Source organism: Antrihabitans stalactiti (genome assembly GCF_012932915.1).
GTDB lineage: Bacteria > Actinomycetota > Actinomycetes > Mycobacteriales > Mycobacteriaceae > Antrihabitans > Antrihabitans stalactiti.
In genome coordinates, this window is record NZ_VCQU01000005.1 from 236,262 (window position 1) to 259,195 (window position 22,934).

25 protein-coding genes are annotated in these 22,934 nt (G+C 63.2%); 10 read left to right on the forward strand and 15 right to left on the reverse strand.

Features of this window, described 5'->3' with window-relative positions:
• Positions 1 to 8 precede the first annotated feature (8 nt).
• Complete coding sequence (locus FGL95_RS16195) at positions 9 to 1,217, forward strand: lipase family protein (RefSeq protein WP_240963099.1); 1,209 nt, start codon at positions 9 to 11, stop codon at positions 1,215 to 1,217.
• Positions 1,218 to 1,219: 2 nt separating this feature from the next.
• Here the strand turns inward: FGL95_RS16195 and FGL95_RS16200 are convergent, their stop codons facing one another.
• Complete coding sequence (locus FGL95_RS16200; protein ID WP_169589107.1) at positions 1,220 to 1,969, reverse strand: MgtC/SapB family protein; 750 nt, start codon at positions 1,967 to 1,969, stop codon at positions 1,220 to 1,222.
• Positions 1,970 to 1,980: 11 nt separating this feature from the next.
• A complete protein-coding gene (mdlC, locus tag FGL95_RS16205) occupies positions 1,981 to 3,597 on the reverse strand; it encodes a benzoylformate decarboxylase (protein WP_169588616.1) in 1,617 nt (538 codons plus the stop codon).
• Between the two features lie 240 nt (positions 3,598 to 3,837).
• On the opposite strand from mdlC, the gene FGL95_RS16210 reads away from it, so the two are divergent.
• Positions 3,838 to 5,166, forward strand: a complete 1,329-nt coding sequence (locus tag FGL95_RS16210; RefSeq protein WP_338079886.1) for a YhgE/Pip domain-containing protein — start codon at positions 3,838 to 3,840, stop codon at positions 5,164 to 5,166.
• A 69-nt stretch (positions 5,167 to 5,235) separates the two neighbouring features.
• Here FGL95_RS16210 and FGL95_RS16215 read toward each other — a convergent pair whose 3' ends face one another.
• From FGL95_RS16215 to rpmB, 8 genes are all read right to left on the reverse strand, one after another.
• A complete protein-coding gene (locus FGL95_RS16215; protein WP_169588620.1) occupies positions 5,236 to 5,922 on the reverse strand; it encodes a GAP family protein in 687 nt (228 codons plus the stop codon).
• Between the two features lie 24 nt (positions 5,923 to 5,946).
• The gene (locus tag FGL95_RS16220) at positions 5,947 to 7,506 is read right to left on the reverse strand and encodes an MFS transporter (protein ID WP_240963058.1); all 1,560 of its coding nucleotides are present in this window, start codon (positions 7,504 to 7,506) and stop codon (positions 5,947 to 5,949) included.
• Between the two features lie 9 nt (positions 7,507 to 7,515).
• Positions 7,516 to 9,144 (reverse strand): amidohydrolase, encoded by a 1,629-nt coding sequence (locus FGL95_RS16225; protein WP_169588622.1) that lies wholly within the window; start codon positions 9,142 to 9,144, stop codon positions 7,516 to 7,518.
• 206 nt (positions 9,145 to 9,350) lie between these two features.
• Positions 9,351 to 10,769 carry an amidase gene (locus FGL95_RS16230; RefSeq protein WP_169588624.1) on the reverse strand — a complete coding sequence of 473 codons (1,419 nt, stop codon included), beginning with the start codon at positions 10,767 to 10,769 and terminating at the stop codon, positions 9,351 to 9,353.
• A gap of 63 nt (positions 10,770 to 10,832) precedes the next feature.
• On the reverse strand, positions 10,833 to 10,994 hold the full coding sequence (locus tag FGL95_RS16235) for a hypothetical protein (protein ID WP_169588626.1): 162 nt from the start codon (positions 10,992 to 10,994) through the stop codon (positions 10,833 to 10,835).
• Positions 10,995 to 11,022: 28 nt separating this feature from the next.
• On the reverse strand, positions 11,023 to 11,283 hold the full coding sequence (rpsR, locus tag FGL95_RS16240; protein WP_169588628.1) for a 30S ribosomal protein S18: 261 nt from the start codon (positions 11,281 to 11,283) through the stop codon (positions 11,023 to 11,025).
• An 83-nt stretch (positions 11,284 to 11,366) separates the two neighbouring features.
• Positions 11,367 to 11,531 carry a 50S ribosomal protein L33 gene (gene rpmG, locus FGL95_RS16245; RefSeq protein ID WP_169588630.1) on the reverse strand — a complete coding sequence of 55 codons (165 nt, stop codon included), beginning with the start codon at positions 11,529 to 11,531 and terminating at the stop codon, positions 11,367 to 11,369.
• A complete protein-coding gene (rpmB, locus tag FGL95_RS16250; protein ID WP_169588632.1) occupies positions 11,531 to 11,767 on the reverse strand; it encodes a 50S ribosomal protein L28 in 237 nt (78 codons plus the stop codon). The genes rpmG and rpmB overlap by 1 nt, the downstream gene beginning before the upstream one ends.
• A 66-nt stretch (positions 11,768 to 11,833) precedes the next feature.
• Between rpmB and mrf the strand changes: the two genes are divergently transcribed.
• Together mrf and FGL95_RS16260 are read left to right on the forward strand one after the other, a co-directional pair.
• The gene (gene mrf, locus FGL95_RS16255; protein WP_169588634.1) at positions 11,834 to 13,099 is read left to right on the forward strand and encodes a ribosome hibernation factor-recruiting GTPase MRF; all 1,266 of its coding nucleotides are present in this window, start codon (positions 11,834 to 11,836) and stop codon (positions 13,097 to 13,099) included.
• An 86-nt stretch (positions 13,100 to 13,185) separates the two neighbouring features.
• Complete coding sequence (locus FGL95_RS16260) at positions 13,186 to 13,872, forward strand: response regulator transcription factor (protein ID WP_169588636.1); 687 nt, start codon at positions 13,186 to 13,188, stop codon at positions 13,870 to 13,872.
• Between the two features lie 22 nt (positions 13,873 to 13,894).
• Here FGL95_RS16260 and FGL95_RS32385 read toward each other — a convergent pair whose 3' ends face one another.
• Positions 13,895 to 14,083: a hypothetical protein gene (locus tag FGL95_RS32385; protein ID WP_240963116.1), complete on the reverse strand. Its 189-nt coding sequence runs from the start codon at positions 14,081 to 14,083 to the stop codon at positions 13,895 to 13,897.
• Here FGL95_RS32385 and FGL95_RS16265 point away from each other — a divergent pair.
• The 5 genes from FGL95_RS16265 (at position 14,001) to FGL95_RS16285 (ending at position 19,582) form a co-directional block, all read left to right on the forward strand.
• Positions 14,001 to 15,398 carry a HAMP domain-containing sensor histidine kinase gene (locus FGL95_RS16265; protein WP_240963101.1) on the forward strand — a complete coding sequence of 466 codons (1,398 nt, stop codon included), beginning with the start codon at positions 14,001 to 14,003 and terminating at the stop codon, positions 15,396 to 15,398. The genes FGL95_RS32385 and FGL95_RS16265 overlap by 83 nt on opposite strands.
• 102 nt (positions 15,399 to 15,500) lie before the next feature.
• Positions 15,501 to 16,820, forward strand: coding sequence for a S1C family serine protease (locus FGL95_RS16270; RefSeq protein ID WP_240963059.1), 1,320 nt, complete (start codon positions 15,501 to 15,503; stop codon positions 16,818 to 16,820).
• 83 nt (positions 16,821 to 16,903) lie between these two features.
• A complete protein-coding gene (locus FGL95_RS16275; RefSeq protein WP_206071943.1) occupies positions 16,904 to 17,401 on the forward strand; it encodes a MogA/MoaB family molybdenum cofactor biosynthesis protein in 498 nt (165 codons plus the stop codon).
• Positions 17,402 to 18,020: 619 nt separating this feature from the next.
• The gene (locus tag FGL95_RS16280) at positions 18,021 to 18,695 is read left to right on the forward strand and encodes an MspA family porin (protein ID WP_169588643.1); all 675 of its coding nucleotides are present in this window, start codon (positions 18,021 to 18,023) and stop codon (positions 18,693 to 18,695) included.
• Between the two features lie 176 nt (positions 18,696 to 18,871).
• The gene (locus FGL95_RS16285; RefSeq protein WP_169588645.1) at positions 18,872 to 19,582 is read left to right on the forward strand and encodes a DUF8020 domain-containing protein; all 711 of its coding nucleotides are present in this window, start codon (positions 18,872 to 18,874) and stop codon (positions 19,580 to 19,582) included.
• 64 nt (positions 19,583 to 19,646) lie between these two features.
• On the opposite strand, the gene mscL is transcribed toward FGL95_RS16285, so the two are convergent.
• From mscL to FGL95_RS16305, 4 genes are all read right to left on the reverse strand, one after another.
• Positions 19,647 to 20,045 carry a large conductance mechanosensitive channel protein MscL gene (gene mscL, locus FGL95_RS16290; protein WP_169588648.1) on the reverse strand — a complete coding sequence of 133 codons (399 nt, stop codon included), beginning with the start codon at positions 20,043 to 20,045 and terminating at the stop codon, positions 19,647 to 19,649.
• 115 nt (positions 20,046 to 20,160) lie between these two features.
• Positions 20,161 to 20,838: an RcpC/CpaB family pilus assembly protein gene (locus FGL95_RS16295; protein ID WP_169588650.1), complete on the reverse strand. Its 678-nt coding sequence runs from the start codon at positions 20,836 to 20,838 to the stop codon at positions 20,161 to 20,163.
• Between the two features lie 87 nt (positions 20,839 to 20,925).
• Positions 20,926 to 21,246, reverse strand: a complete 321-nt coding sequence (locus FGL95_RS16300; protein ID WP_169588652.1) for an FmdB family zinc ribbon protein — start codon at positions 21,244 to 21,246, stop codon at positions 20,926 to 20,928.
• An 87-nt stretch (positions 21,247 to 21,333) separates the two neighbouring features.
• Entirely contained in the window at positions 21,334 to 21,927 is a 594-nt protein-coding gene (locus FGL95_RS16305) for a 5-formyltetrahydrofolate cyclo-ligase (RefSeq protein WP_240963060.1), read from the reverse strand.
• Between the two features lie 61 nt (positions 21,928 to 21,988).
• Between FGL95_RS16305 and FGL95_RS16310 the strand changes: the two genes are divergently transcribed.
• Positions 21,989 to 22,930, forward strand: coding sequence for a UTP--glucose-1-phosphate uridylyltransferase (locus FGL95_RS16310; protein WP_169588656.1), 942 nt, complete (start codon positions 21,989 to 21,991; stop codon positions 22,928 to 22,930).
• Positions 22,931 to 22,934: the final 4 nt, after the last annotated feature.

Genomic DNA, 22,934 nt, shown 5'->3' on the forward strand with positions numbered 1-22,934 from the left:
CAGTGGCGATGACCGGTGGCGGAACCGCTGGGGCGGACCCGGCCGCTCACCCTCTTCCGTCTGTCGACCCGTTCTACGCCTACGACGGCTCCCTGGCCGGAATGGCGCCGGGCGCGGTCCTGCGGTCGCAGCCGATGACCTTTGCTACGCCGACACTCTCGACGCCGATCACCGGCAGCAAGGTTCTGTACCGAACCACCGATCAGCAGGGTGCAGCCGTCACCACTGTGGCCACCGTCCTGCGACCGTTGATCCCGGGGCCGAACAAGGTGATTTCGTACCACATGGCCTACGACGCCCTCGGTTCGGAATGCGACCCGTCGTACACGCTGAGCGGCGGCGCGACCAACCCGATCGCAATGGCCGAGCAGACGGTGATCGCTGGCTACATCGCAGCCGGTTACACCGTGGTGGTTCCCGATTACGAAGGTCAGCAACTGGAATGGACCATCGGTCGCCAATCCGGATACGCGGCGTTGGACGGGATCCGCGCTGCCGAGGCGTTCCTGGGGCTCCCGTCGTCCACACCGGTCGCGCTGGTTGGGTACTCCGGCGGATCCGTTCCGACGCAATGGGGTGTCGAAGTGGCGCCGACCTATTCACCCGAACTGAACATCGTGGGCGCGGCGGCGGGCGGACTGCCCGTCGATCTCGCGCACAACCTCCCGTACGTCAGTGGGAGCTCCGACTGGGCCGGCGTCATCCCGGCGCTCGTCGTCGCCTACCAACGCGCGTACGGAATCGATACCGGTGCTTTCCTTTCCGCGCGCGGTCAACAAGTTGTCGCCCAGGTCAGCGAAAAATGCATCGCTCAGTTCGCGAAGGACTATCCAGGGCTGACGGACGCCGACATGGTCCGGGCGCCGTACAGCTCCCTCCTCGACGTCCCCGCCGTCGTCTCTGCGATCAACGACAACATCATGGGCAGCACCGGTACTCCGAGAGGTCCGCTGTTTCTCGCGGTGGGGCAGAAGGACGCGATCGGGGACACGGTGATGGTCACGCGAGACGTCGAAGGCTTGGCACACGAGTACTGCGGGCGTGGCGTCGACGTGACCTTCACGCGCTACGCCGGTCTCGCGCATGGTGAGGCCTTCGCACCATTCGAGGCCGAGTCCGCGCAGTTCCTCACCGAACGCTTTCTAGGCCTGCCTGCCCGAAGCAATTGCGGGTCGATCGGCGTGGGCAACGACCTGAGCCCGACACCACTACCGTGACGTCATAGGGACTCGGACGCATCGCCGACCGTCGAGGCAGAAAGCACCCCGTCGAGTTCGCTGAGTTCGCTTACTACGGCGTGGATATCGCCCGTGCCGTCCAGGTACAGGTGTGCTTCGACAAATGGGCGTTTACGCGGATCTGCCTGCTCGACACCTGCGCCGAGCGCGTCGTGGTGAATGATCGAAATGTCTTTGACGTCGAAGCCGGCCGCCGTCACCTTCTCGATCACCTTGTGCAACATCCCTTGGTCGTCGAGGAAATGCACTCGAAGCGGCGGTCGCGGAAGCTCGACGAAGCGTTTCGCAAATTGTCCGACGGGCGGAAGAAGCAGGACCGCAACGAAATACCCGGCGGTCGCAACCGTGGCGAGCAGTACCAATCCAGCGCCGGCGCACGCGCCGATGGCTGCGGTCAGGAAAATGCCTGCGGCCGTCGTGAGTCCGCGCACCGAATCGCGTTTGATGAAGATGATGCCGCCGCCGATGAATCCGACTCCGGCCACGATCTGGGCAGCGACACGCGATGGGTCGACGATGACGGTGCCGTCTTTGAGGACGTCGGTGAACCCGTATTTACTCACGAGCATCCACAACGCCGAGGCGAATCCGACGACCGTATAGGTGCGAATTCCCGCTGACTTCTGTTTGAGCTCACGCTCGAATCCGATCAGCGCGGACAACCCGAATGCTGCTGTGAGCTCGACGACTTGAGTCCAGCCCTGGCCCGTCGGCTCTCCGAATGCCGCCATATTCACGGCATTCACGCTATCGAACCGAACGCTTGAACGGGGGCAATTCGGACATTGATGAGAGTAGGCCGGTCGCGGTCGGCGATGCCCGAACGCAGGACCTCGTCGAGGTGGTCGGTGTCGGTCGCGTTGTGGGCGTCGACGCCGTAACCGGTTGCGATGGTGACGATGTCGAGGCCCGGGAGGTCGAGACCGGGAACGCCGGACGTCTGTTCGATGAGGCCGAACTGCTTCAGGACGCCGTATTCGGCATTGGAGGCGACGACGATGGTCACCGGGATGTTGTACTGCGCCGCCGTCCACAGCGCGGTGATGGCGTACTGGATCGAACCGTCGCCCATCAATGCGACGACCGGACGGTCCGGGGCGGCAAGTTGTGCGCCGAGGGCAGCGGGCAGTCCGAAGCCGAGTCCACCGCCTGCCGCGGACAGATGGGAGAAGGGCATGCCTGCCCGGATGCACGAGCTGATCGGTCCTTCGTTGCTGCCGGCCTCACTGACGAAGAGAGCGTTGGTCGGCGCCGTGCTCCCGACCAGCGTCCACAACGCCTCGGGATTCAGCGGGACCGCCGACGACGCAACAGCACCGACCGCGGGACGAGGCGGGGGTGCCGGTCGCTGGGTCTGCCCGACCGTGTCGAGCAGCGCTTCGGCCGCAGCGCGAATGTCGGCGACGATGGCATCGCCCATCGGGGAGCGGGCGGCTTCGTCTGGGTCGTTGGTGATGTGCACGAGCTCTGTACCCACAGGTAAGTACGGACCTGGGATCTGGGGGTAGTAGCGGAACGCGGGCGCGCCGAGGACGACCACGAGGTCGCGGCCGGTCAGAGCGGCAGATGCCCACCCGCGTGCCGGCGGCAGCATCCCTTGAAATAGTGGGTGATTCTCCGGGAATCCGGTCAGACCGGTGAGCGGAGCGCTCCACACGACCGCGTTGAGGCGTTCGGCCAGAGCGATCACGGTGTCCCAAGCGCCGTACCGTTCCACATCGCCGCCGACCACGAGCGCCGGCGAGGTCGCTGCGTCCAGTCGTGAAGCGAGATCGGTGAGCGCCGTGCCGCCGAATCCGCCTGCGTGGGTGACCTTCCGGTCGCGGACTACTCCGATGTCGGCGATCTGGGTGGCGTCGAGTTCGACGTCCATGTCGTCCATCGGCAGTGAAACGAACACAGGCCCCATCGGCGGCGTCTGGGCAAGATGAATTGCGTGTGCAAGGACGGCCGGGACCTCGCTTGCGATCGCAGGTTCGGCCGACCATTTCACGAATGGCTTCGGCACAATCGTCGCGTCGGTATTCGTCAGGAGGCAGTACTGGTTCTGCATAGACCGTCGCTGATTACCCGCCGTGATCACGAGCGGTGTCTTGTTGACGAACGCGTTGTAGAGGGCGCCTTGCGCATTGCCCATTCCCGGCGCGGTGTGCAGATTGACGATCGCCGGCTTTCCGGTGATCTGTGCATATGCGTCTGCCATACCGACCGGAATCATTTCCTGTAGTCCCAGGACGTACCGGAAGTCGCTCGGAAAATTCTCGAGCAGACTCAGCTCGGAGGAGCCCGGATTGCCGAACCATGTTGTGAGACCGTGGCTTCGCAGCAGGTCGAGGGTTGCGTCGCGGACTGTCGCCATACCGGCTCTCCTTTATCGATCAACGCAATGGTCCTACGTGCGGTGCACCTTCGCGCCATTTTGCGCAGATATATCGTTATCAACGGTAATTCTCGAAAACACTCGACTCACGCATGCCGCTCGATACGATGGCGGCACTCATCGGTCTTGTCGGCGAACAGAATTGGCAATTCTCGAGGAGTGCAATCACGTTGAGTCGTCGATTCGCGGTGGTGCCCGCCCCGCGGTGATGGGATGGTCGTGAATACCACCGAAAATTCTGCCGCAGCCGAAGAAAACGTGCTCCGTTCACCGAAATTCTGGTTGGCCCCGGTAATCCTCGTCGGCATTGTCATGGGACTGCTCGCATGGTTGTACATGGGATGGATCCTCAATCCACAAGACAACATCCGTAATTTCCCTATCGCTGTCGTGAATCAGGACGAGGGCGCGACGGTTCCGGCGTCGCCTGGCTCGCCGAGTCCGAGTGGTGAGAAGGAGAACCTCGGCAACACGATCACGACGGCATTGCTCGACAACGTCCCCAAATCGCAAGTCGATCTCAAGCAGATGGATTGGGCGACAGCGCAGTCGGAGATGAGCAAGGGCACGGTTTACGGCGCGATAGTGATCCCGAGCAACTTCACCACCGCGACAGGTGAACTCGCCATCGCGGCGGCAAAGGGCACGCCCATCACCAAGCCGACTATCACCGTCTATACCAACCCACGAGCAGGCAGCATTCCCGTTGCGCTCGTACAAGGCATTACTACGCCCGCTCTCGCTGCGGTGAACACCAAGGTAGCTGCGCAACTCACGGCCGAGACCAACGAGCAGTTGAAGAGCGCTGGGGCGCCTGCGCTTTCGGGTCCTGGCGCTTATGTGCTGTCGGAGCCGATCACGGTGTCGGACGTGCAGTTCCACCCGTTGCCTGCAGGCACGGGCTTCGGGCTTTCGGCGTTCTACTACTCGCTGCTGCTGGTACTCGCGGGATTCACCGGTGCCACCATCGTCAACTCGCTCGTCGACGGCATGCTCGGCTACATCCCGAGCGAGGTCGGGCCCAAGGTGGTGAACCGGGCCCGAGTAGGTCTGACGCGTTTCCAGTTGTTGCTGGTCAAATGGGCATGTGTGACGTTCATGGCGACCGCGATATCGGGCCTCTACGTCGGTGTGTGTACGGCGCTGGGGATGTCGATACCCAACATGCTGTTGCTGTGGCTGTACGGCGTGCTGGCGATCTCCGCCATCGGCATCACGGCAATGTCGGTGATGGCTGCATTTGGGGGCATCGGCCTACTGATCAACCTCATCGTGTTCGTGATTCTGGACCTGCCATCCTCGGGCGGAACTATCCCCTTGGAGGCCGAACCTCGGGTTTACAGCGTCTTGTCGATCTTCGAGCCGATGCGCCAGGTGTTCCTTGGTGTCAGTTCGATCATCTACTTCGACGCACAGTCGGCGGCTGGTCTTGGCCGTGCGCTCCTGATGACCGTGATCGGCCTCCTCATCGGTGTGCTGTTCGGCCTCTTCGTCACTCGGTACTACGACCGCAAGGGCCTCGACCGGACGGCCGCCGAGCCTGCCTGACCACCCCCCTCGTGAGTCTTTTAGGAGTCCCTGGACTCCTAAAAGACTCACAAGGGGTGGGCGGTCTGCTTAGGCAGATGCGAGGTGGGTGATTCCCCGGCCGATCAGGACGGCGGCGAAGACGAGGAACAGCACCATCATGACCGTCTTCTCGTTCGCGACCAACCAGACCTTCACGGAGGCGAGTTTGCGTTCGAACGCTGGTCCGCCGACGAGATGGATGAGCAGGGGGACCGTGCAGGTCAACGTCGCGGCGAGGATGAAGGCGACGGTGAGTCCGAAGGCCTCGACGCCAGGTAGGCGGGTCTGGCCGATGTCGAGCCCTGCCATGACGGCGAGCACGACGGTGCTGACATCCAAAACAACGAGGAGAACGCCGAATACGACTGCGCTACCCGGGTTGACCCGGTCGACACTCCGCAGAAGTTTGCCGGGTTTCGGTTCTTCACCTGGCTTGGTCCGCTTGGTCCACAGCCACGCCGCGTAGCAGGCGAGCAACGCGCCGATGATGATTCGGATGACCGACGACGTCGTCGTCGGGTGATCGCGGTGGCCGAGATGGCTCAGGTCGGCGCCAGAAAACACGACGACCAGCGCCATGACCACGGACAGCCCCACGAGGCGGCCGACGACATATGCGAAGCTCTTGGCTCGCGCCCGATCGGACACCAACATCAGGACCGCAACGATCACAGGCAACGGGCTGACTGCGATCGCTACGGCAAACGGCAAAATCTCACCTAAGACAGCACCCATTGACCTAGTCCATTCTCGACCGAATCATGCATTCGGAGTGGGTTTTTCGGGACGTAAGAGAACCAGCGCGAGCACGATAGCGATGAGCGGGACGGCGGCCATGACGAGGCTCAAGCTGTGAATGGCGTCGATCATGCTGTCGGTCGCGGCGGTGACGACGTCGTGCGCTCGTTGCGGATCGAGCACATTGGTTCCGCCGCTACCGGACGACGTACCGCCGTGCGCCACCCGCAGCGCTTCCTTTGCCTGATCCTCGGTAATTTTCGAGCCTCTGAGCTTCTCCAAGCCGTCTTGGACGAACAATGACGTGCCGATCAGGGCGAACAAGGTCGGGCCCAGGGAGTAGGCGGCCTGACCTGTCGCACATTTCACCGCGGACACGGCGCCGCCGAGGTCGGACGGCGCGCTGGCCATCATGATCGTCGATTGCGGTGTCTGGACGACCGCTCCACCGATCATGACCAAGGCGACCGAGGCGAACAGCAGCAGCATCGAACTGTTTTTCTCGAGCACCGTCAGCACGAGCAACCCGGCGAGCAGAATCACCAGACCGGCGATGAGGACCGCTTTGTCCCCGAACCGTGTTGCTGCCCGACCGGATCCGGTGGCGGCGATGGCCTGCAGAATCGTCGCCGGGACGAGCAGGAGCCCGAGTAGTGCCGGGTCTTCTCCTCGGATCGCGACGATGTAGTACGCGAAGAGAATCGTGCAACCCCCGGTGAGGAAGTTGTACGTCGCGCCTGCGGAGACCGCGATCGAGAACTGCCGCGACTTGAAGATTCGAAGATCCAAAGCGGGAGCAGGAGTGCGCAACTCACGCATGACAAAGCCGACGGCAGCGACTGCGCCGACGGCGATCGGTACCACGGCACCGACCTTCAATCCTTCGGACAGCCGCGAAATGCCGTACACGATCGCGAGCAGCGCGACGGCGACCAATCCCAGTCCTGCCAGGTCGAGCTTGCGCGCGGACCGAGGCGTCTCGGGTACGAACCGGAGGGTTATCACCAGCGTGATGACAGCCACCACCGGCGCGACGAGAAACCCGACGCGCCAACCCAAGTGGTCGGCCAAGATGCTCCCGATCGCGGGCTGCGGCGCAGACACCGCGAACGAGACGCCGAGATACAGCGCGATTGCGGCGGCTCGTCGTTCGGGCGGAAAGACATCGTTGACGATCGCCAACGAAAGCCCGAGCAAGAGTGCGAAACCCAACCCCGCGCCGGCACGCGCGACCATCAGGACCGCACTGTTCGGCGCCGCCGCGGCCAACAAGTTGAACGCGACCGTGGCGAACAGACCGATGATGAACAGGCGCCGTTTGCCGTAGAGATCACCCAAAGCGCCTGCGCCGAGAACTGCTGCCGCAAGGGCGAGCGTTGCGAGGCTCGCGACGAAACTGGCTGTGCTGCCGGTCATGTCGAGGCCGGCGCGCACTTCCGAGATATTCGACGACAGGATCGTCGGGTCCGCATACGAAATGCTGTACCCGAGCCCCATCGCCACCACGGTCATGGTGGCGGCGAGCCCGGTCACGTGGTGCGCAGACTCCAGCGACCCGGGAGCCTCACCCGGCTTCGTCATGTCCGACTCTCAATGTGCGACGAGCGCTTGACCGTACACCTGTTGCCCAGCAAGGAAAGTCGCGCGGACCTCCAGGTTCTGAATGTCTTCCGGCGGGATGGTTCGCGGGTCCGCCGCCAGGACGCACAGGTCGGCATACTTGCCGACTTCGATCGATCCGATGATGTCGTCGGCGAACAGTTGCCACGCGGCGTCGATCGTCTGTGCGCGGATAGCCTGATCGACCGTGACGCACTCATCGGGCGCGTAGACCTTGCCGCTCGGCGACTTCCGCGTCACCGCAACGCTGATATTGCGGAGCGGCTCTTCAGGTGTGACCGGGGGATCGTTGTGGAACGAAATCCGAACCCCCTTGGCGAGGGCTGTGCCTGCCGGCATCCAGTGCGCACCGTGCTCCAGCCCGAACAGGCCGTCGACGATGACGTCGCCCCAGTAGTGGATCTGGTCGACGAAGATACTGCAGGTCACGCCGAGCCGGGCAGCACGCTCGAATTGCTCCGGCCGCATCGCACCACAGTGCTCGAGGCGCAGCCGATGATCATCACGCGGATGCTTCTCCAACACCTCCTCGTAGACATCGAGGATCGTGTCGACGCCGTTGTCGCCCTGCACATGGCATGCCATCGGCCAGCCGAGCGGGAAGTACTCTCCGACGATCTCGCGCAATTGTTCCTTGGTGTAGTTCGCGTGGCCGCACGATCCCGGTGTCACGCCGATGGTGCGCACCTCGGGTGTATCGAGGTACGGGAACGTCAGATCGATATTTCCGATCCAGGGCGAGCCGTCGACCCAAATCTTGATGCCGACCTGGCGAACCATGTCGTCACCGTTGACCGGAACCATGTCGGTGGTCATCTCCGGATTGGATACCTCGTAGGTCCGGAACCTGACGCTCAACGCACCCGCGTCGCGCATCCCGTCGAGCACTGGCCGAAACGCCGGACTGAACGCCATTTCGGAACACGTCGTCAGGCCGCCTTTGTTCAACCTGGCGCATTCCGCTTTCAACATTGCCGGATAAGCGGTGGGGTCGCCGACCGCACCAGCCACAAGCGGAAACACTGCGCCTGTCTCGAATGCGGTGCCATCGAGTTCGCCATTCTCGGAACGGCCGTAGCGCGCGCCCTTGGGATCGGGTGTATCGCGGTTCAAGCCGGCCCGCTCACCTGCAACGGAATTGAAATACGCGAGGTGACCCGAGTTGTGCAAAATGAGCAATGGAGTGGTCGGTGCAATTTCATCCAGCCATGCGAGGCTCGGATCGGGAAGGCCGGTTTGCAGCAATGCGTCCCACCCGATGAGGTACGCGCCCTCGTCGCCACGCTTGGCAACTTCGTTGCGGACCGCGGCCACAACCTCCTCAGGATCGCGCATGGTGACCGGCCGAATGTCGACCATTCGATCCGAGAGGACGATTGCCTCCATGAGCGGATGGCCATGTGCCTCAATCAAGCCCGGCATGACGCAACCGTCGCCGAGTTCTTGCACTTGTGTGTCTGGACCGATCCAACTCTCGATGTCGGATCGCTTACCGACAGCAACGATCTTGCCGTCTGCGACGGCGAGAGCTTCGGCGGTGGGTTGCGAGTCATCGACGGTCAGTACCGTGCCGATAATTACGAGATCAGCAGAAGACATCGGGCCTCCAAAAAATGGGTGACGGAGAATCGTCTCGACGCGCGCAGGTCCCACCCCGACCATGGCACAAGCGCAATCTGAGTATGCACCTCCTGCGTCGGAAGATCATTTGAATTGCAAACTTTCGCAACCAATATTTTGAAGGTGCGCATAGCGCAACAACGAATCTCGATTTTCCGCGGTCGAATTCGGACTGACTTGCGCAGTCAGCTGGTGACGAGCCCCGGTCGGCGGTCGCCTGCGTGCGTGACCTGCTCGATCGCGTGCGCAATACCGAGCGCGCGGAAATCTTGCCGATGCGGGGCGACGACCTGCACGCCGATGGGTAAGCCTTCCTCGGAGAACGCGACGGGCACAGCAGTCGCGGGACATTCGGTGACCGACACCTGGATCGCCGCCTGCATCCACCCGAGGTAGTCAGGCATCTCCACGCCAGCGACGCTTGTCGGATACTCGAGGTCCGCGTCGAACGGGAGTGCCTGGCACGCAGGCAGAACGAGTGCGTCGTATTCACCGAAGAAGGCGAGTGCCCGGTTGTACAGCGCACCACGCAGCGCGCTGGCGTGCGCCACCTCCGGACCGGTCAGCGCGCGTCCCTGCTCGACATTCGTACGGATCGTCTGCTTCACCATGTCGGGCGCGCGGTCGACGAGTTCGCCGAACATCAGGACATAGTTGAGCGTTCGCAGGGTCGTGAACACTTCCCGTGCTCCCGTGAAGTCGAGGCAATCGTGCACGACGTTCGCGCCGAGTTTCGTGAGCGTGGCCTCCTGCGCTTCGACCGCGGCGCCGACCTCTGGGTCGACGACGACGGCGCCACCGAGGTCAGGGGACAACGCAATTCGCATGCCGTCGAGCCGAGTGGGCAAGGGTGCAGTGAAGATCGAACCCGGATCGGCCAACGACATCACAGCGCGTGGGTCGGGACCCGCTTGCACCGAAAGCAGCAGCGCGGCGTCAGCCACTGTGCGGCCCATCGGCCCCTGCGAGGCGAGCGTGAACCACGGGTCCTGCACCGGCCACGTCGGGACTCGACCAGGGGAGGGGCGGTGTCCAACGACATTGCAGAACGACGCCGGGTTACGCAGCGAACCACCCATGTCGCTGCCGTCCGCGAGGGAGACCATCCCGCACGTCAGCGCCGCTGCCGACCCGCCGCTGGAGCCACCCGCCGAACGGTCGAGCGCGTAGGGGTTTCGCGTGACGCCGAATACCCGGTTGAAGGTGTGCGAGCCTGCACCGAACTCAGGTGTGTTCGTCTTGCCCACGATGATGGCCCCAGCAGCGCGTTCTCGTTCGACGAGCAGTTCATCGGCATCCGGGACGTTGTTTGCGAGGACCGGCGAACCGTAGGTCGTGCGCAATCCCGCTGTCGCGTGCAGATCTTTGACGCCGAGAGTGAGGCCGTGCAGGGGGCCGAGGAGGCGCCCAGCCGCGAACGCCTCGTCGGCTGCCGCCGCTGCGCGTTCGGCGCCCTCTGCATCGAGAGTCACCACAGCGTTGACATCGGTATTGGTGGCTTCGATTCGGGCGAGCGACTCCGCCAACAGTTCACGGGCAGAGAGCTTGCCGTCTCGAATCAGTGCTGCTTGCTCCGTGGCTGACAGATCGCACAATCCAGTCATGGACCGAGGGTAGCTTTCGGCACTGTTCGCTCATTGTGAAAACAGCGCATTTGGCTCGAAGTTCTACTGTCCGTCGACGGTTCCCGCTTCGCCCCCGATGGCAGCGCCCGAAGACTCCTCGGGCTCATCGTCGGTGTCGGCCTGCTCACCAGCGCGGTACACGCTCTCTTGGTCGTCCAATCTCTTGCTCTCGACGCCGGATTCGTCACTGTGGGGAAATGTCATTCGTGTGGGTTACCCACCGCAGGGCTTCTCAACCTGCGTGTCCGCTGCTTCCGAACGGCAGCATCGCCATTTCGCGCGCGGTCTTCACGGCGACGGCGACTTGGCGTTGCTGTTGGGGCGTGAGGCCCGTGACCCGTCGGCTGCGGATCTTGCCGCGGTCGGAAATGAACTGGCGCAACAGGTTCACGTCCTTGTAGTCGACGGACTCGATCCCCTTGAGCGGGTTCTTCTTCGGCCGACGAGCGTCCTGGGCGAGAGTTCTTTTCGACGGTGCCCTCTTGACTGCCATTACTGACCCCTTACCAACTCGACTTGTGGACGCCTGGCAGTTCCCCGTGCGCGTTGCGGGCTATCTTCGACTGCTTTGCCATGTCAGCGCTCCTCGCGGAAGTCGACGTGCCGTCGCGCGATGGGGTCGTACTTACGTAAGACCAAGCGGTCGGGATCGTTGCGCCGGTTCTTGCGGGTGACGTACGTGTAGCCCGTTCCCGCCGTCGACTTCAGTTTGATGATCGGGCGAACCATGTTGCGCGCCATCAGAATTTCGTTCCATTCGCGCGAAGTCGGGCAACTACGGCGTCGATGCCGTCCCGATCGATCGTCTTGATTCCCTTGGCCGACACGGTGAGTGTGATTCGTCGGCCCTCGCTCGGGACGAAATACGTCTTGCGCTGGATGTTCGGATCCCAGCGGCGACCCGTGCGCCGATGCGAGTGCGAAACGGATTTGCCGAATCCCGGCTTGCGGCCGGTCACTTGGCAGTGGGCGGACATGCTCGATCCTTCCTGTTAACGACAATGATTTTCGACAACGTCGTTCGGTCACGCTACTCTTCGTCCATGCTTAATGAAAATCGTTACCGATTGCGCACTCCGGTCGTGATCGTCGCAGGTTGGTCGGGTGCGACGGAGGCAGCCGTGAAATCCCTGGTCGACGGCGGGACCGTTGTCGTCGCGCACGACCTCGACCGCGTTCACGACGGCATCGTCCGGCGCACAGTGACGACCAAGACGTCGCAACGGTCCTCGATTCTGGAGTTGGCGCACGGTTGCGTGACCTGCACGCTTCGCGAAGATCTCCTGCCCATGCTCCGGAAGCTGAGCAGGCGCAGTTCGGTGCAGCGGATCGTCCTCGCGCTGGACCGCGTTCTCGAACCCGAAGCGGTGTGTTGGGCAATCGAGCACGTCGCCGTGGCGGGGGTCGTCGGGCAACTGGACGGTCCGGCGATCGACGACGTTCGGGTCGAGGCCGTTCTCACCTGCATCGACGCGGCGACGTGGCTGGCCGACGCGACGACCGATGACGTGCTCGCCGATCGTGGTGTGCGCAGCGGTGCAGCTGACGATCGGACAGTCGCGCAGCTCGTCGTCGGGCAGGTGGGCTTTGCCGACGCGCTGGTAATCAGCGGTGCGCCGACCGACCCATGGGAGGAAGCGCAACTGACGGCTGTGCTGGCACGGTTGGCGCCGCGAGCGCCGATCGTCTGGGCGGGATCGAATAACGAGGTCGATGCCGAGACGTTGCTGCGGTCTGTGCCCGCGGATTCCCGCCGGGCACAGATCGACGACGCGCACGGACCACTATTGCGGGGACAGCCGCCGCTGGGCAGCGACGGGAGCGTCGAGATCGTGGAATTCACGGCCGATCGACCGTTTCACCCGGACCGGTTCCACGACGCCATCGACACATTGCTCGACGGCGTTGTGACCGCACATGGCCGGGTGTGGGTGGCGACTCAGCCGGACCGCGCGCTGTGGTTGCAGTCGGCGGGTGGCGGCCTGCGCATCGGCGACGGCGGTCGTTGGCTGGCAGCGATGACTGCCGCAGAACAGGGCCAGGTCACACCTGATCGAATCGCGATGGCTGCGGCCCGCTGGGACGACCGGTTCGGCGACCGCGACACCTCGATCGTCGCCCTGGTCCATGCCGCCGACCCGTCCGAGATCACCCGGGCGATGCAGTGGGCGTTGGTCACCGACGAGGAATTGCGTCGGGAGAGCGAGTGGCCGCAGTGGCACGACCCCTTCGGTAGCGGGCACGAAGATCCCTGCGGGACAAGCGAATCACCCTATCGAGGATCGACGAGGGGGTCAGGCAACGGCTGACGGCAAGTATGGGAGGCGGCGCCCTGTGTGATTAACCGCACGGCCATTCTCAGACAGATCTCAGTCGTGAAGGCCACACTGTTGACATGCGCATATTGGTAGTCGACGACGACCGTGCGGTGCGCGAATCGCTGCGGCGCTCGCTGACCTTCAACGGGTACACCGTCGATCTCGCGGTCGATGGCATGGACGCGTTGGACAAGACAACGTCAGCGCGTCCCGATGCCCTCGTCCTCGATGTCATGATGCCCAAGCTCGATGGGCTGGAGGTTTGCCGACGGCTGCGCAGCACTGGTGACGATTTGCCGATCCTCGTGCTGACCGCGCGTGACTCGGTATCGGAGCGGGTGGCCGGGCTGGACGCCGGGGCAGACGACTACCTGCCAAAGCCGTTCGCGCTGGAAGAACTCTTGGCGCGACTTCGCGCCTTGCTCCGCCGCGCGGTCCCGGAAGTCGGGATCGATTCGGAGGCCATGCAGTTCGCCGATCTCTGTCTGGATCCGATCACGCGTGAGGTCACGCGTGGGGAGCGGTCGATCAGCTTGACGCGCACTGAGTTCTCGCTACTCGAGATGTTGATGGCCAATCCGCGGCGCGTGTTGACCCGCAGCAGAATTCTCGAAGAAGTGTGGGGATACGACTTCCCGACCTCGGGGAACGCGCTGGAGGTCTACGTCGGCTACCTGCGTCGCAAGACCGAGGCGGACGGCGAGCCTCGGCTCATCCATACGGTCCGCGGGGTCGGGTACGTCCTTCGCGAGACGCCGCCGTGAGGTTTGCTCCACATCTACCCGGTCAGGGCGGCGAACACCATTCCAACGCCCTGACCAACGGTCCGTCGTCGGGCCATGTGGTCGCACCGATCGGCCGGGTCGGCAGTGCGAACGAGATGCGGCCACCGATGCCGTTGACCCGATCGGTGTCGTTGCGGTGGCGCGTGACTTTGCTGGCCGCGTCGGTGGTGGCGATTGCGGTGGCAGTCATGGCAATTGCCGCGTACGCGGTCGTCGCCAGAGCGCTGTACGCCGACGTCGACTCGCAATTGAAAGCGCGCGCTGCGACGCTGATCGACAACAACGTCGACGCCTTCGATGTCCGAAGCGTCGGCTTCGCGACGTTCTATTCCAAAGACGTCAGCGTCGCCCTGATCTTTCCGGACCTGCAGTTCTACATGCCCCCAGGCTCGCATCCGCCGATCGGTAGTGACGAAATCGCAGTTGCACGTGGCGACAGCGACTTCGCATTGCACACCGTCGACCATCAGCGGGTGCTCACTGCACGCACCGATTCCGGCACGACTCTCGTTATCGCGCAACGACTGGAGCCGACCAGCGAAGTGCTCGACCGGCTGGCCTGGGTGCTCTTCATCGTCGGCGGGTGTGGCGTCGTGCTGGCCGCAGTGGCAGGAACTGCCGTGGGACGCACTGGTTTACGCCCGATCGCGCGGTTGACGGCTGCCGCCGAACGGGTCGCCCGGACCGACGACCTGACGCCTATCCCGGTGACCGGCAACGACGAATTGGCCAGGCTGACCGAGAGTTTCAATACGATGCTCCGCGCGCTCGCCGAATCACGCGACCGGCAAAGCAGACTCGTCGCCGATGCCGGCCACGAATTGCGTACGCCGTTGACCTCGTTGCGAACCAACACCGAATTACTCATTGCTTCCAGTAGGCCTGGGGCGCCACGTATTCCGGCCGAAGACATGGCAGAGCTACGGACGGACGTCGTTGCGCAGATCGAGGAATTGTCCACGCTGGTAGGCGATCTCGTCGATCTCGCGCGTGAGGATGCGCCCGAAACGGTGTACGAGCGGGTCGATCTCGGCGATGTCGTCGAGCGCGCTCTCGAACGAGCGAGGCGGCGCCGCAACGAGATCGAGTTCACGGCGTCGTTGCAGCAATGGTTCGTCTACGGTCACGAGGCAGGCCTGCAGCGTGCTGTGCTGAACGTGCTCGACAACGCCGCAAAGTGGAGCCCGCCGGGGGAGCAGGTCCGGGTCGTGATGCGGCAGATCGCAGACGGGTTGCTGGAGTTGACCGTGGACGACGCGGGTCCGGGGATCCCCGAAGCCGAGCGTGAACTCGTATTCGAGCGGTTCTATCGCACGATGGCGTCGCGGTCCATGCCGGGATCGGGTCTCGGGTTGGCAATCGTTCGCCAAGTGGTGGTCAAGCACGGTGGCACGATCGCGATCGAGACCTCCTCGCGTGGCGGCGCCGTAATCCGTATCGTCGCCCCAGGGGAGAGCGACGTGTCGATTTCGGGATCGGAATCGCCGAACGTCTCGGCAAACTGAAAGGGCGGTCTCAGTGACCTCTCAGCCGAACAGGACAAGCTTGACAGCAAACAACGACGAAACATGCCCGCTCATGGGGGCGGACGAACTAAGGCGAGGCTGATGGACACCGAGCACAACCAAGGCGGCTTTCAGGACGGATACACCCGCCCGCACACGTACCCTGGCACCGGCGCCTACGCGCCCCAGCAGGGTCCGCAGGGGCCGCCGATGCAGCAGCCGATGCCGCCGCAGTACGCGCCGAACCAGTCGAACCTGGGGATGGGCTACCCGTCCGAACCGCCGCAGCAGCAACCTCGACGGTCGGGCAAAGCCGGCCTGTTCGCGGGCGCCCTGGTGTTGGCGCTGGTCAGTGGTGGTGTCGGTGGCGCGGTCGGTGTGTTGGCGACCGATTCCGAGAGCTCGCACACGGAAGAGACCGCCGCATCGACACCCGCGAAGAACGCGCTCGATGCGCCGAAGCCGAGTTCGAAGCCGACCGAGGCACCTGCAGGTTCGGTGCAGGCCGTCGCCGCCAAGGTGCTCCCCAGCGTCGTGATGATCAAGATCGCCGGCGACAAGGTGGAGGGGGAAGGGTCGGGCGTCATCCTGTCCGACGACGGATTGATCCTCACCAACAATCACGTAGCCACGGGTGCGGGTCCTACCGGCAAATTGACTGTTGCGTTCAACGACGGTTCGACCGCTTCGGCGAAACTGATCGGCGCCGATTCGGTCGCCGACATCGCCGTGATCAAGGTCGACAAGACCGGTCTGACGCCGATCGAATTCGGTGACTCGTCCGCCGTGCAGGTCGGGCAATTGGTGGTGGCGATCGGTTCGCCGCTCGGGCTTGCGGGCACAGTGACCAGCGGCATCGTCTCGTCGCTGAACCGGCCGGTCGCGACCAGCGGCGACGCAGGCAACCAGAACAGCGTGATCGACGCGATCCAGACCGATGCCGCGATCAACCCCGGCAACTCCGGTGGTGCGCTCGTCGATATGAGCGGCAAGCTGGTCGGAATCAACACCGCGATTGCGACCCTCGGCGGCGACGGCCCAGAGTCGAAGAGCGGATCCATCGGACTCGGCTTCGCTATCCCGGTCGACCAGGCGCGCAGGATCGCCGAGGAGCTGGTCAAGAACGGCAAGGCGACGCACGCGTTGATCGGCTTGCAGGTTCCGTCGCAGGACGACGCCAATGGTGCGCGAGTCATCGAGGTGACCCCAGGTAGCGCAGCCGAGAAGGCTGGAATTCCCAAGGGCGTCATCATCACCAAGATCGACGACCGTCGGATCGACACCGGCGATGCCCTGATCGCCGCCATCCGCTCGCACAAGCCAGGGGACAAGGTGGCGGTGACCTACACCGACGACACAGGTCAGAACCAGAAGACTGTCGACGTCACACTCGACGAAGCACCCGCGGAAGGCGGCCGATGATGCAGCGGTCCGGGGAACGGAGACACCTCACGATTTCCGGGCAGCTAGAACCCCGCGACGGGGGAGCTACTACGGTAGGCATCATGGAAATCGACGCCCCCGTCGCGGGCCGCGCCCTCGTTGTCATCGTCGACGATCGGATTGCTCACGGCGACAGCAACAACAATGTCGGTCCGGTCGTCACCGAGTTGTTGAACGAGGCCGGCTTTCTCGTCGACGCAACGGTCGTCGTCTCGGCCGACGAGATCGAGATCCGCAACGCACTCAACACCGCGGTCATCGGCGGCGTGGATCTGGTGATCTCGGTCGGCGGCACGGGCGTCTCGCCGCGCGATGTCACCCCTGACGCGACGGCCGACGTTCTCGACCGCGAACTCCCTGGGATCAGCGAGGCAATCCGTTCTTCGGGTCTGGCGGCCGGTGCACTCGACGCCGGACTGTCCCGCGGACTCGTCGGACTCTCGGGCAGCACCCTCGTCGTCAACCTGGCGGCGTCGCGTGCCGCGATTCGCGATGGAATGGCCACTCTCACTCCGCTGGCGACACACGTTATCGGCGAATTGTCCGGATTGTTGGAGTAAATATTTCCGACAGCTCTGATCCGAACGAACCGACGTCGACCAACCGTCGGTCGATCGATCCTTCCATTTTGGCGCGCGTCTTCGGTGACGTTCTGCCCGACCGGACCAGCGACGAGATCTCCTCGATGAGTACCGCCGAGTCGGATTCCGGCGACGAATGGATTCGGCGCCAAGTTCCGCCTCATCACGGGTGATTTGCCCGGTACGAAGCGATTGTTGCGTTCTTGCAATCTTTGTGTCATCGGTGTTAACCCGCAGGTCAGAGCCCTGTAGATGATCTTGGATGTGAGCCAGATCATGGGCAAAAGGTGTAATACCGGCAAGTGTGACGTACATCACATCCACGCCTCGCTGAGGCGTCGTTGCCCCATCGTTACGTGACAGTTAGTGTCCTGATGCGAGTCAGATCTTGAACTGGACTAAGCGATCTCGAACCGGAGTGATTCCCGGACGACTCGCGCAATCGGACAAATTGCTGCAATACTTGCTCGAGTAACGTTTTCGCATCGAGTTTGCAGCGATGGTTTCGTTTGGTCCGGCTCGGGCCACTCATCAGCCACGACGGTCGCGGCTGATACCGCCCCTCGCCAGGCGGACAACTGAAATGAATGGATGGATGATGACGGAAACACGTACGTCGCGTCAGCGCCGTGGGCTCGGCTTCGTGCGCGCGATCGCGGTATCGACTGTCGCCGCTGTCGGTTTGGTGCTCGCGAACAGCGGTGCTGCATCCGCTGGAATCGACGGATCGGCCTTCGTTGTCGACGGCAGCGGCACCCGGATCGAAGCGCAGACTGCAGACACGAGCGTCAGCTTCGTGCCGCCGCTCGATGGCAACCCCGTGAGCCGTGAATTCTTCCACAGCGGCCGTGCAGCATTCGTCGCGGCCGACGGTTTCGAAGGAACGATCACGATCGGTTACCAGGTCGGTTTCCCGGCGACCGCCGACGGTCGCGTGTACTTCAAGGCTCAGACCCCGAACCTGGAGGTCGACTTCGGCCTCGGCGCATTCTTCGATGGTGATAGCAAAACTAATGGTCTGGGCGTGGATGTCCTGCTCACCGACCTGATCCCGGTCGTCGGCTTCGAGGTGGGCGCGAGCTTCGGTCCGGGCATCGTCTCGGTCGACGTCGCGTCGGGCTCGATCAAGGGCGGCGGCGGCAGTATCGCAATCGGCGGCATCCAGGGCACCGTTACCGGTGTGCTCGGCCAGACGAGCATCCGTCCGTACGTCAAGGTCGTCAGCAGCAACGGAGACACGGTCGTCGCATACGGCCCGATCTTCCGCAACTGATAACCCGGTCGATGCTGACCACGTAGACACACTGTGCCCGACCGGGGTTCCCGGTCGGGCACAGTACTTTCAGCGCAAACTTTGGCGCGTGCCGAGTGAGGCTGTCCTAAATCACGTACGCTATCGAGACACTCTGTCGAACGCAGATGGTGCTTTCAGAAAGCTGAGCAAGACTGATGAATCTACGATCACTCGTTCCCATGACGGCGTTGGCCGTCACCTGCCTCGGTATCGCGTCGGGCACAGCAAACGGTGCTCCGGCCGTTCCGGTCACGTACGAAGCAACAATGACCAGCAATTCGATCGTGACGGTCCTGCGCGATGGCACCTTCGGACTGACGGCCGACGGTAGCGCGGTGTCGGTCACTGACAAAGCCGGCAATCTGATCACCAACATTCCGTTGACGATCCCGTACGCCAACACAATTTACCCTGTGGCGCAGCGCATTTCGGAGAACAACACCAAGCTGGAGCTGACGCCCATAGCGAAGCCGGTTAGCGCGGTTGCTAATCCGCTTCCGGTCACGCCCGTCGCAACTAACGAAGAAAACGACATGGCGAAGGCAGCGTTCATGGACCAGTTCCGTGCGCCGCAGGTCGGCATCGGTGCCATTCTCGGCGGCCTTGTCGGACTCGTTGCCGGTTGCGTTATCGGGCTGCCGCTTTGGGTCATCGGCTGCGTTCCAGTCGGTCTCGCAGGCACCGCGTTGGGTGCGACCACCGGGGCAGCGATCGCCGGTGGCGAACCGCTCTTCTCCTCGATCAACGATGTGTACATCACCCTGATCGGCGCGCCGTGGACTTCGCCGTTCTACAAGAACCCGAACAACGGGCTCGCGCTCATCGACCCGCCCGCGCCGTCGGCACCCTTGGTAACGGAGCGGTAAGCAGTCGACAGCCAGAAATTAGGGCCCACCGTCGCTGACGGTGGGCCCTAATTTTGTGTGTCGATCAGTTGTGCGGCTTTTCGTTCGCGCCGGAAAGCAGGTCGCGAATCTGGATCAGCACGTCGTTGTCGGTGAGCTCCTCGTTGCCTTCCTGGATCTTGCGCTTCTTGATGGAGTCGACCGGGACAACCAGTACGAAGTACAGGACCGCAGCGATCAGAACGAAGTTGATGCCTGCGGTGATTACGGTGCCAAGGTCGACGAACGTTGCTTTGTTGTCGTTCTCGCCGAGCTGGAAGCCCAGTCCGATGCCGCTACTGCCGCCGATGCGAGCGATCAGCGGGTTGATGATGCCGTCGGTGAACGACTTGACGACAGCGGTGAACGCTGTACCCATGACGAAGGCGATCGCCAGATCGATGATATTGCCTTTGAACAGGAAGTCCTTGAATCCCTTGAGCATCCCGATTTACTCCGATCCAGTTGCTGAGTGTTGTCACGCCTGATATATCCGCAAAAATGCTAGTCGATTAGGGGTATGCCCGCGCGCTAACGCGACTCCCGTGGTAGCCCCGTGATCAACGGAGCACGACGGTCAGCGCGTTGGTCAGCGAAGCCGCAGCGACGGCTTCGGCCGCGGGTGTCGGAAGTGCAAGCATGACAACGCGTTCCGACTTCGATTGGCTACCCCGAGTCGGTGCGACGAGAACGACGGCCGCGTCGGTGGCAAGGATCGCCGCGCTCGGCGGCGCGGGCGAGTCGGCCTCGTCGGAGGCGGTGAGCACATCGACGCGGTCGCCTTCACGCAGCAGTTCGGCAACGCCGAGATCTGCCAATCGAATTGGTACCACTCGCGAGTCGGCCGAACCGACAGCGGCTTCCGCGAGTCTGGGCCCGAGAACCGCTATGTCGGTGAGCATTTCGCCGGACCGCATCGCGCCGGCCAGGGTTCGTCCGATGACATCGTCCGCGTTGCGGAGCACTCCGCCAGGTAGTGATCCCGATTCGTATCGCACCGTCACGACGTCATCGGCGACGATGACCCGGCCCGGCTGGAGGTCGTGCCGTGCGACAACGACCGAAACTCGGTCGGCGTCAGGATCGCCCCGAAGAAACAACCCGACTGCCGCTAGGAGCAGCGCACCCGCCAGCACTCGCCGGGCAGCGACGGTGCGCACCCAATGCGGCCGGCGGATTTCGGAGATTCGTTGCAGGAGTGACGGGTGCAAAGCGCGCTCGCCGATGCGTCGGTCCATCTGCGCAGCCTATGTTTGCGCACCCGTTGGTCAACTGCTCTCAACGACCGCCTGTGGATAACCGAACGCCTGTTGATAACTACAGAATTAGCTGGCCACGGCCTGTGTGGTCGACGACTTCGGAGCGTCGGAAGACGGCTTCTCAGATTTCTTCGAGCTCGAGTCGGTGCTGCTGGACTTCTCCGTGCTCGACTCGTTCGACGATGCGGCGGTCGTCGCGCTCGACTTCGCGTCGCGACTGTCGTTGCGGTAGAACCCGCTGCCTTTGAACACGATGCCGACCGAGTTGAACAGCTTGCGGAGCTTTCCAGAGCACTGCGGGCACACCGTCAACGTGTCGTCGGAAAACGACTGGACGATGTCGAATCGGTTGTCGCACTCGGTACATGCGTATGAATATGTGGGCACAGTTCCTCCGCAAGGGTCTGCAAAACTGCAAGGATTAGCACTCTACAGGCGACACTGCCAACGTCGCCAATCGACGAAATATTCCGATCAACCGTCGAGGGCAACGAGTCCACCGACTGGTGTAAGTGCCCATTGCACGCGAGTGTCGTGTGGTTCATGCGGTAATGCGGCCACAACCTCGTCGTCGCGCACAATAGCGATGAGGCGCGCGCCTGCGGCGGCGAAAACCAGGGATCGGTCGTAATAACCCGCGCCGCGACCCAGCCGGTTTCCCGCTCGGTCGACTGCTAATGCGGGGACGAGAATGATTGAGGCGGTCGCGATTTCGGCCGGCTCGAGGCGCGGTCCGGCTGGCTCACGTAGGCCGAATGCGGCAGGCACCAGATCACCGGTGCCCGTGTAGCGCGCCCAGCGCAACGGTCCGGGTTCTTCGGTGACCGGCAGCAGCACCCGGGCGCCCGCGCGGACGAGTTCGTCGAGCATCGCGACTGAGCCCGGTTCGCGCCCGATCGGTACATAGGCGCACACCGTCGATCCGAGGGTGCCCAGCTTCCCGACGGCAACGGCCAATGCATCGGCTTCGCGCGCGCGGACGGCAGGATCGACGGCGGCGCGACAACCGAGAATTTCGGCCCGCCACTCTGATTTCGTCGCGAACGCGCGTTGGCCGGACGAGTTCATGCCGATCACCATAAGCTCCTGCCCAGCACGACCTGTATTCGAAATAGATAGGGTGTTGGGCATGACTGGTGCTGGGCCGAACGTTGAACCATGTTTCCGTACTGCGGTCGTTCCAGCAGCGGGCATGGGAACGAGGTTCCTTCCTGCGACGAAGACCGTCCCCAAGGAACTGCTCCCAGTGGTGGACACACCTGGGATCGAGCTCGTCGCCGGCGAGGCCGCAGACTCGGGCGCCGAGCGCCTGGTCATCGTCACATCGCCCGGCAAAGACGGTGTGGTTGCTCACTTTGTCGAGGATCTCGTCCTCGAGAGCAAACTCGAGGCAAAGGGCAAGTTCACGCTCCTGGAGAAGGTGCGCAGAGCGCCCGGACTGCTGGAAGTCGAGTCGGTCGTTCAGGACGAACCGCTCGGGCTCGGTCACGCGATCGCGCAGGTCGAGAAGGTGCTCGACGACGACGAAACCGCCATCGCGGTCCTGCTGCCGGACGATCTCGTGCTCCCGCGCGGTGTGTTGGACGTCATGTCGCGAGTACGTCGCAAACGTGGTGGCAGCGTCCTCTGCGCAATCGACGTGCCGAAGGATCAGGTCAGTGCCTACGGCGTGTTCGAGGTCGAAACCGTCCCCGACGCCGTCAACCCGAACGTGTTGAAGGTCCTCGGCATGGTGGAAAAGCCGTCCATCGAGGACGCGCCTTCGACCTTCGCCGCAGCCGGTCGCTACCTACTCGACGTTGCGATTTTCGACGCCCTCCGCAGGACCAAACCGGGCGCCGGTGGCGAAATTCAGATCACCGATGCCATCGCTTTGCTCATCGCCGAAGGCCACCCCGTTCACGTGGTCGTTCACCGTGGTTCAAGACACGACCTCGGAAATCCCGGAGGCTTCCTTCGCGCTGCTGTTGACTTTGCTTTGGAACGCGAAGAGTACGGCCCGTCGCTGCGGGAATGGTTGACCGCGCGACTGAGTGACGATTGGGCCCCGCAGCTCACCACATACGAATAATGGA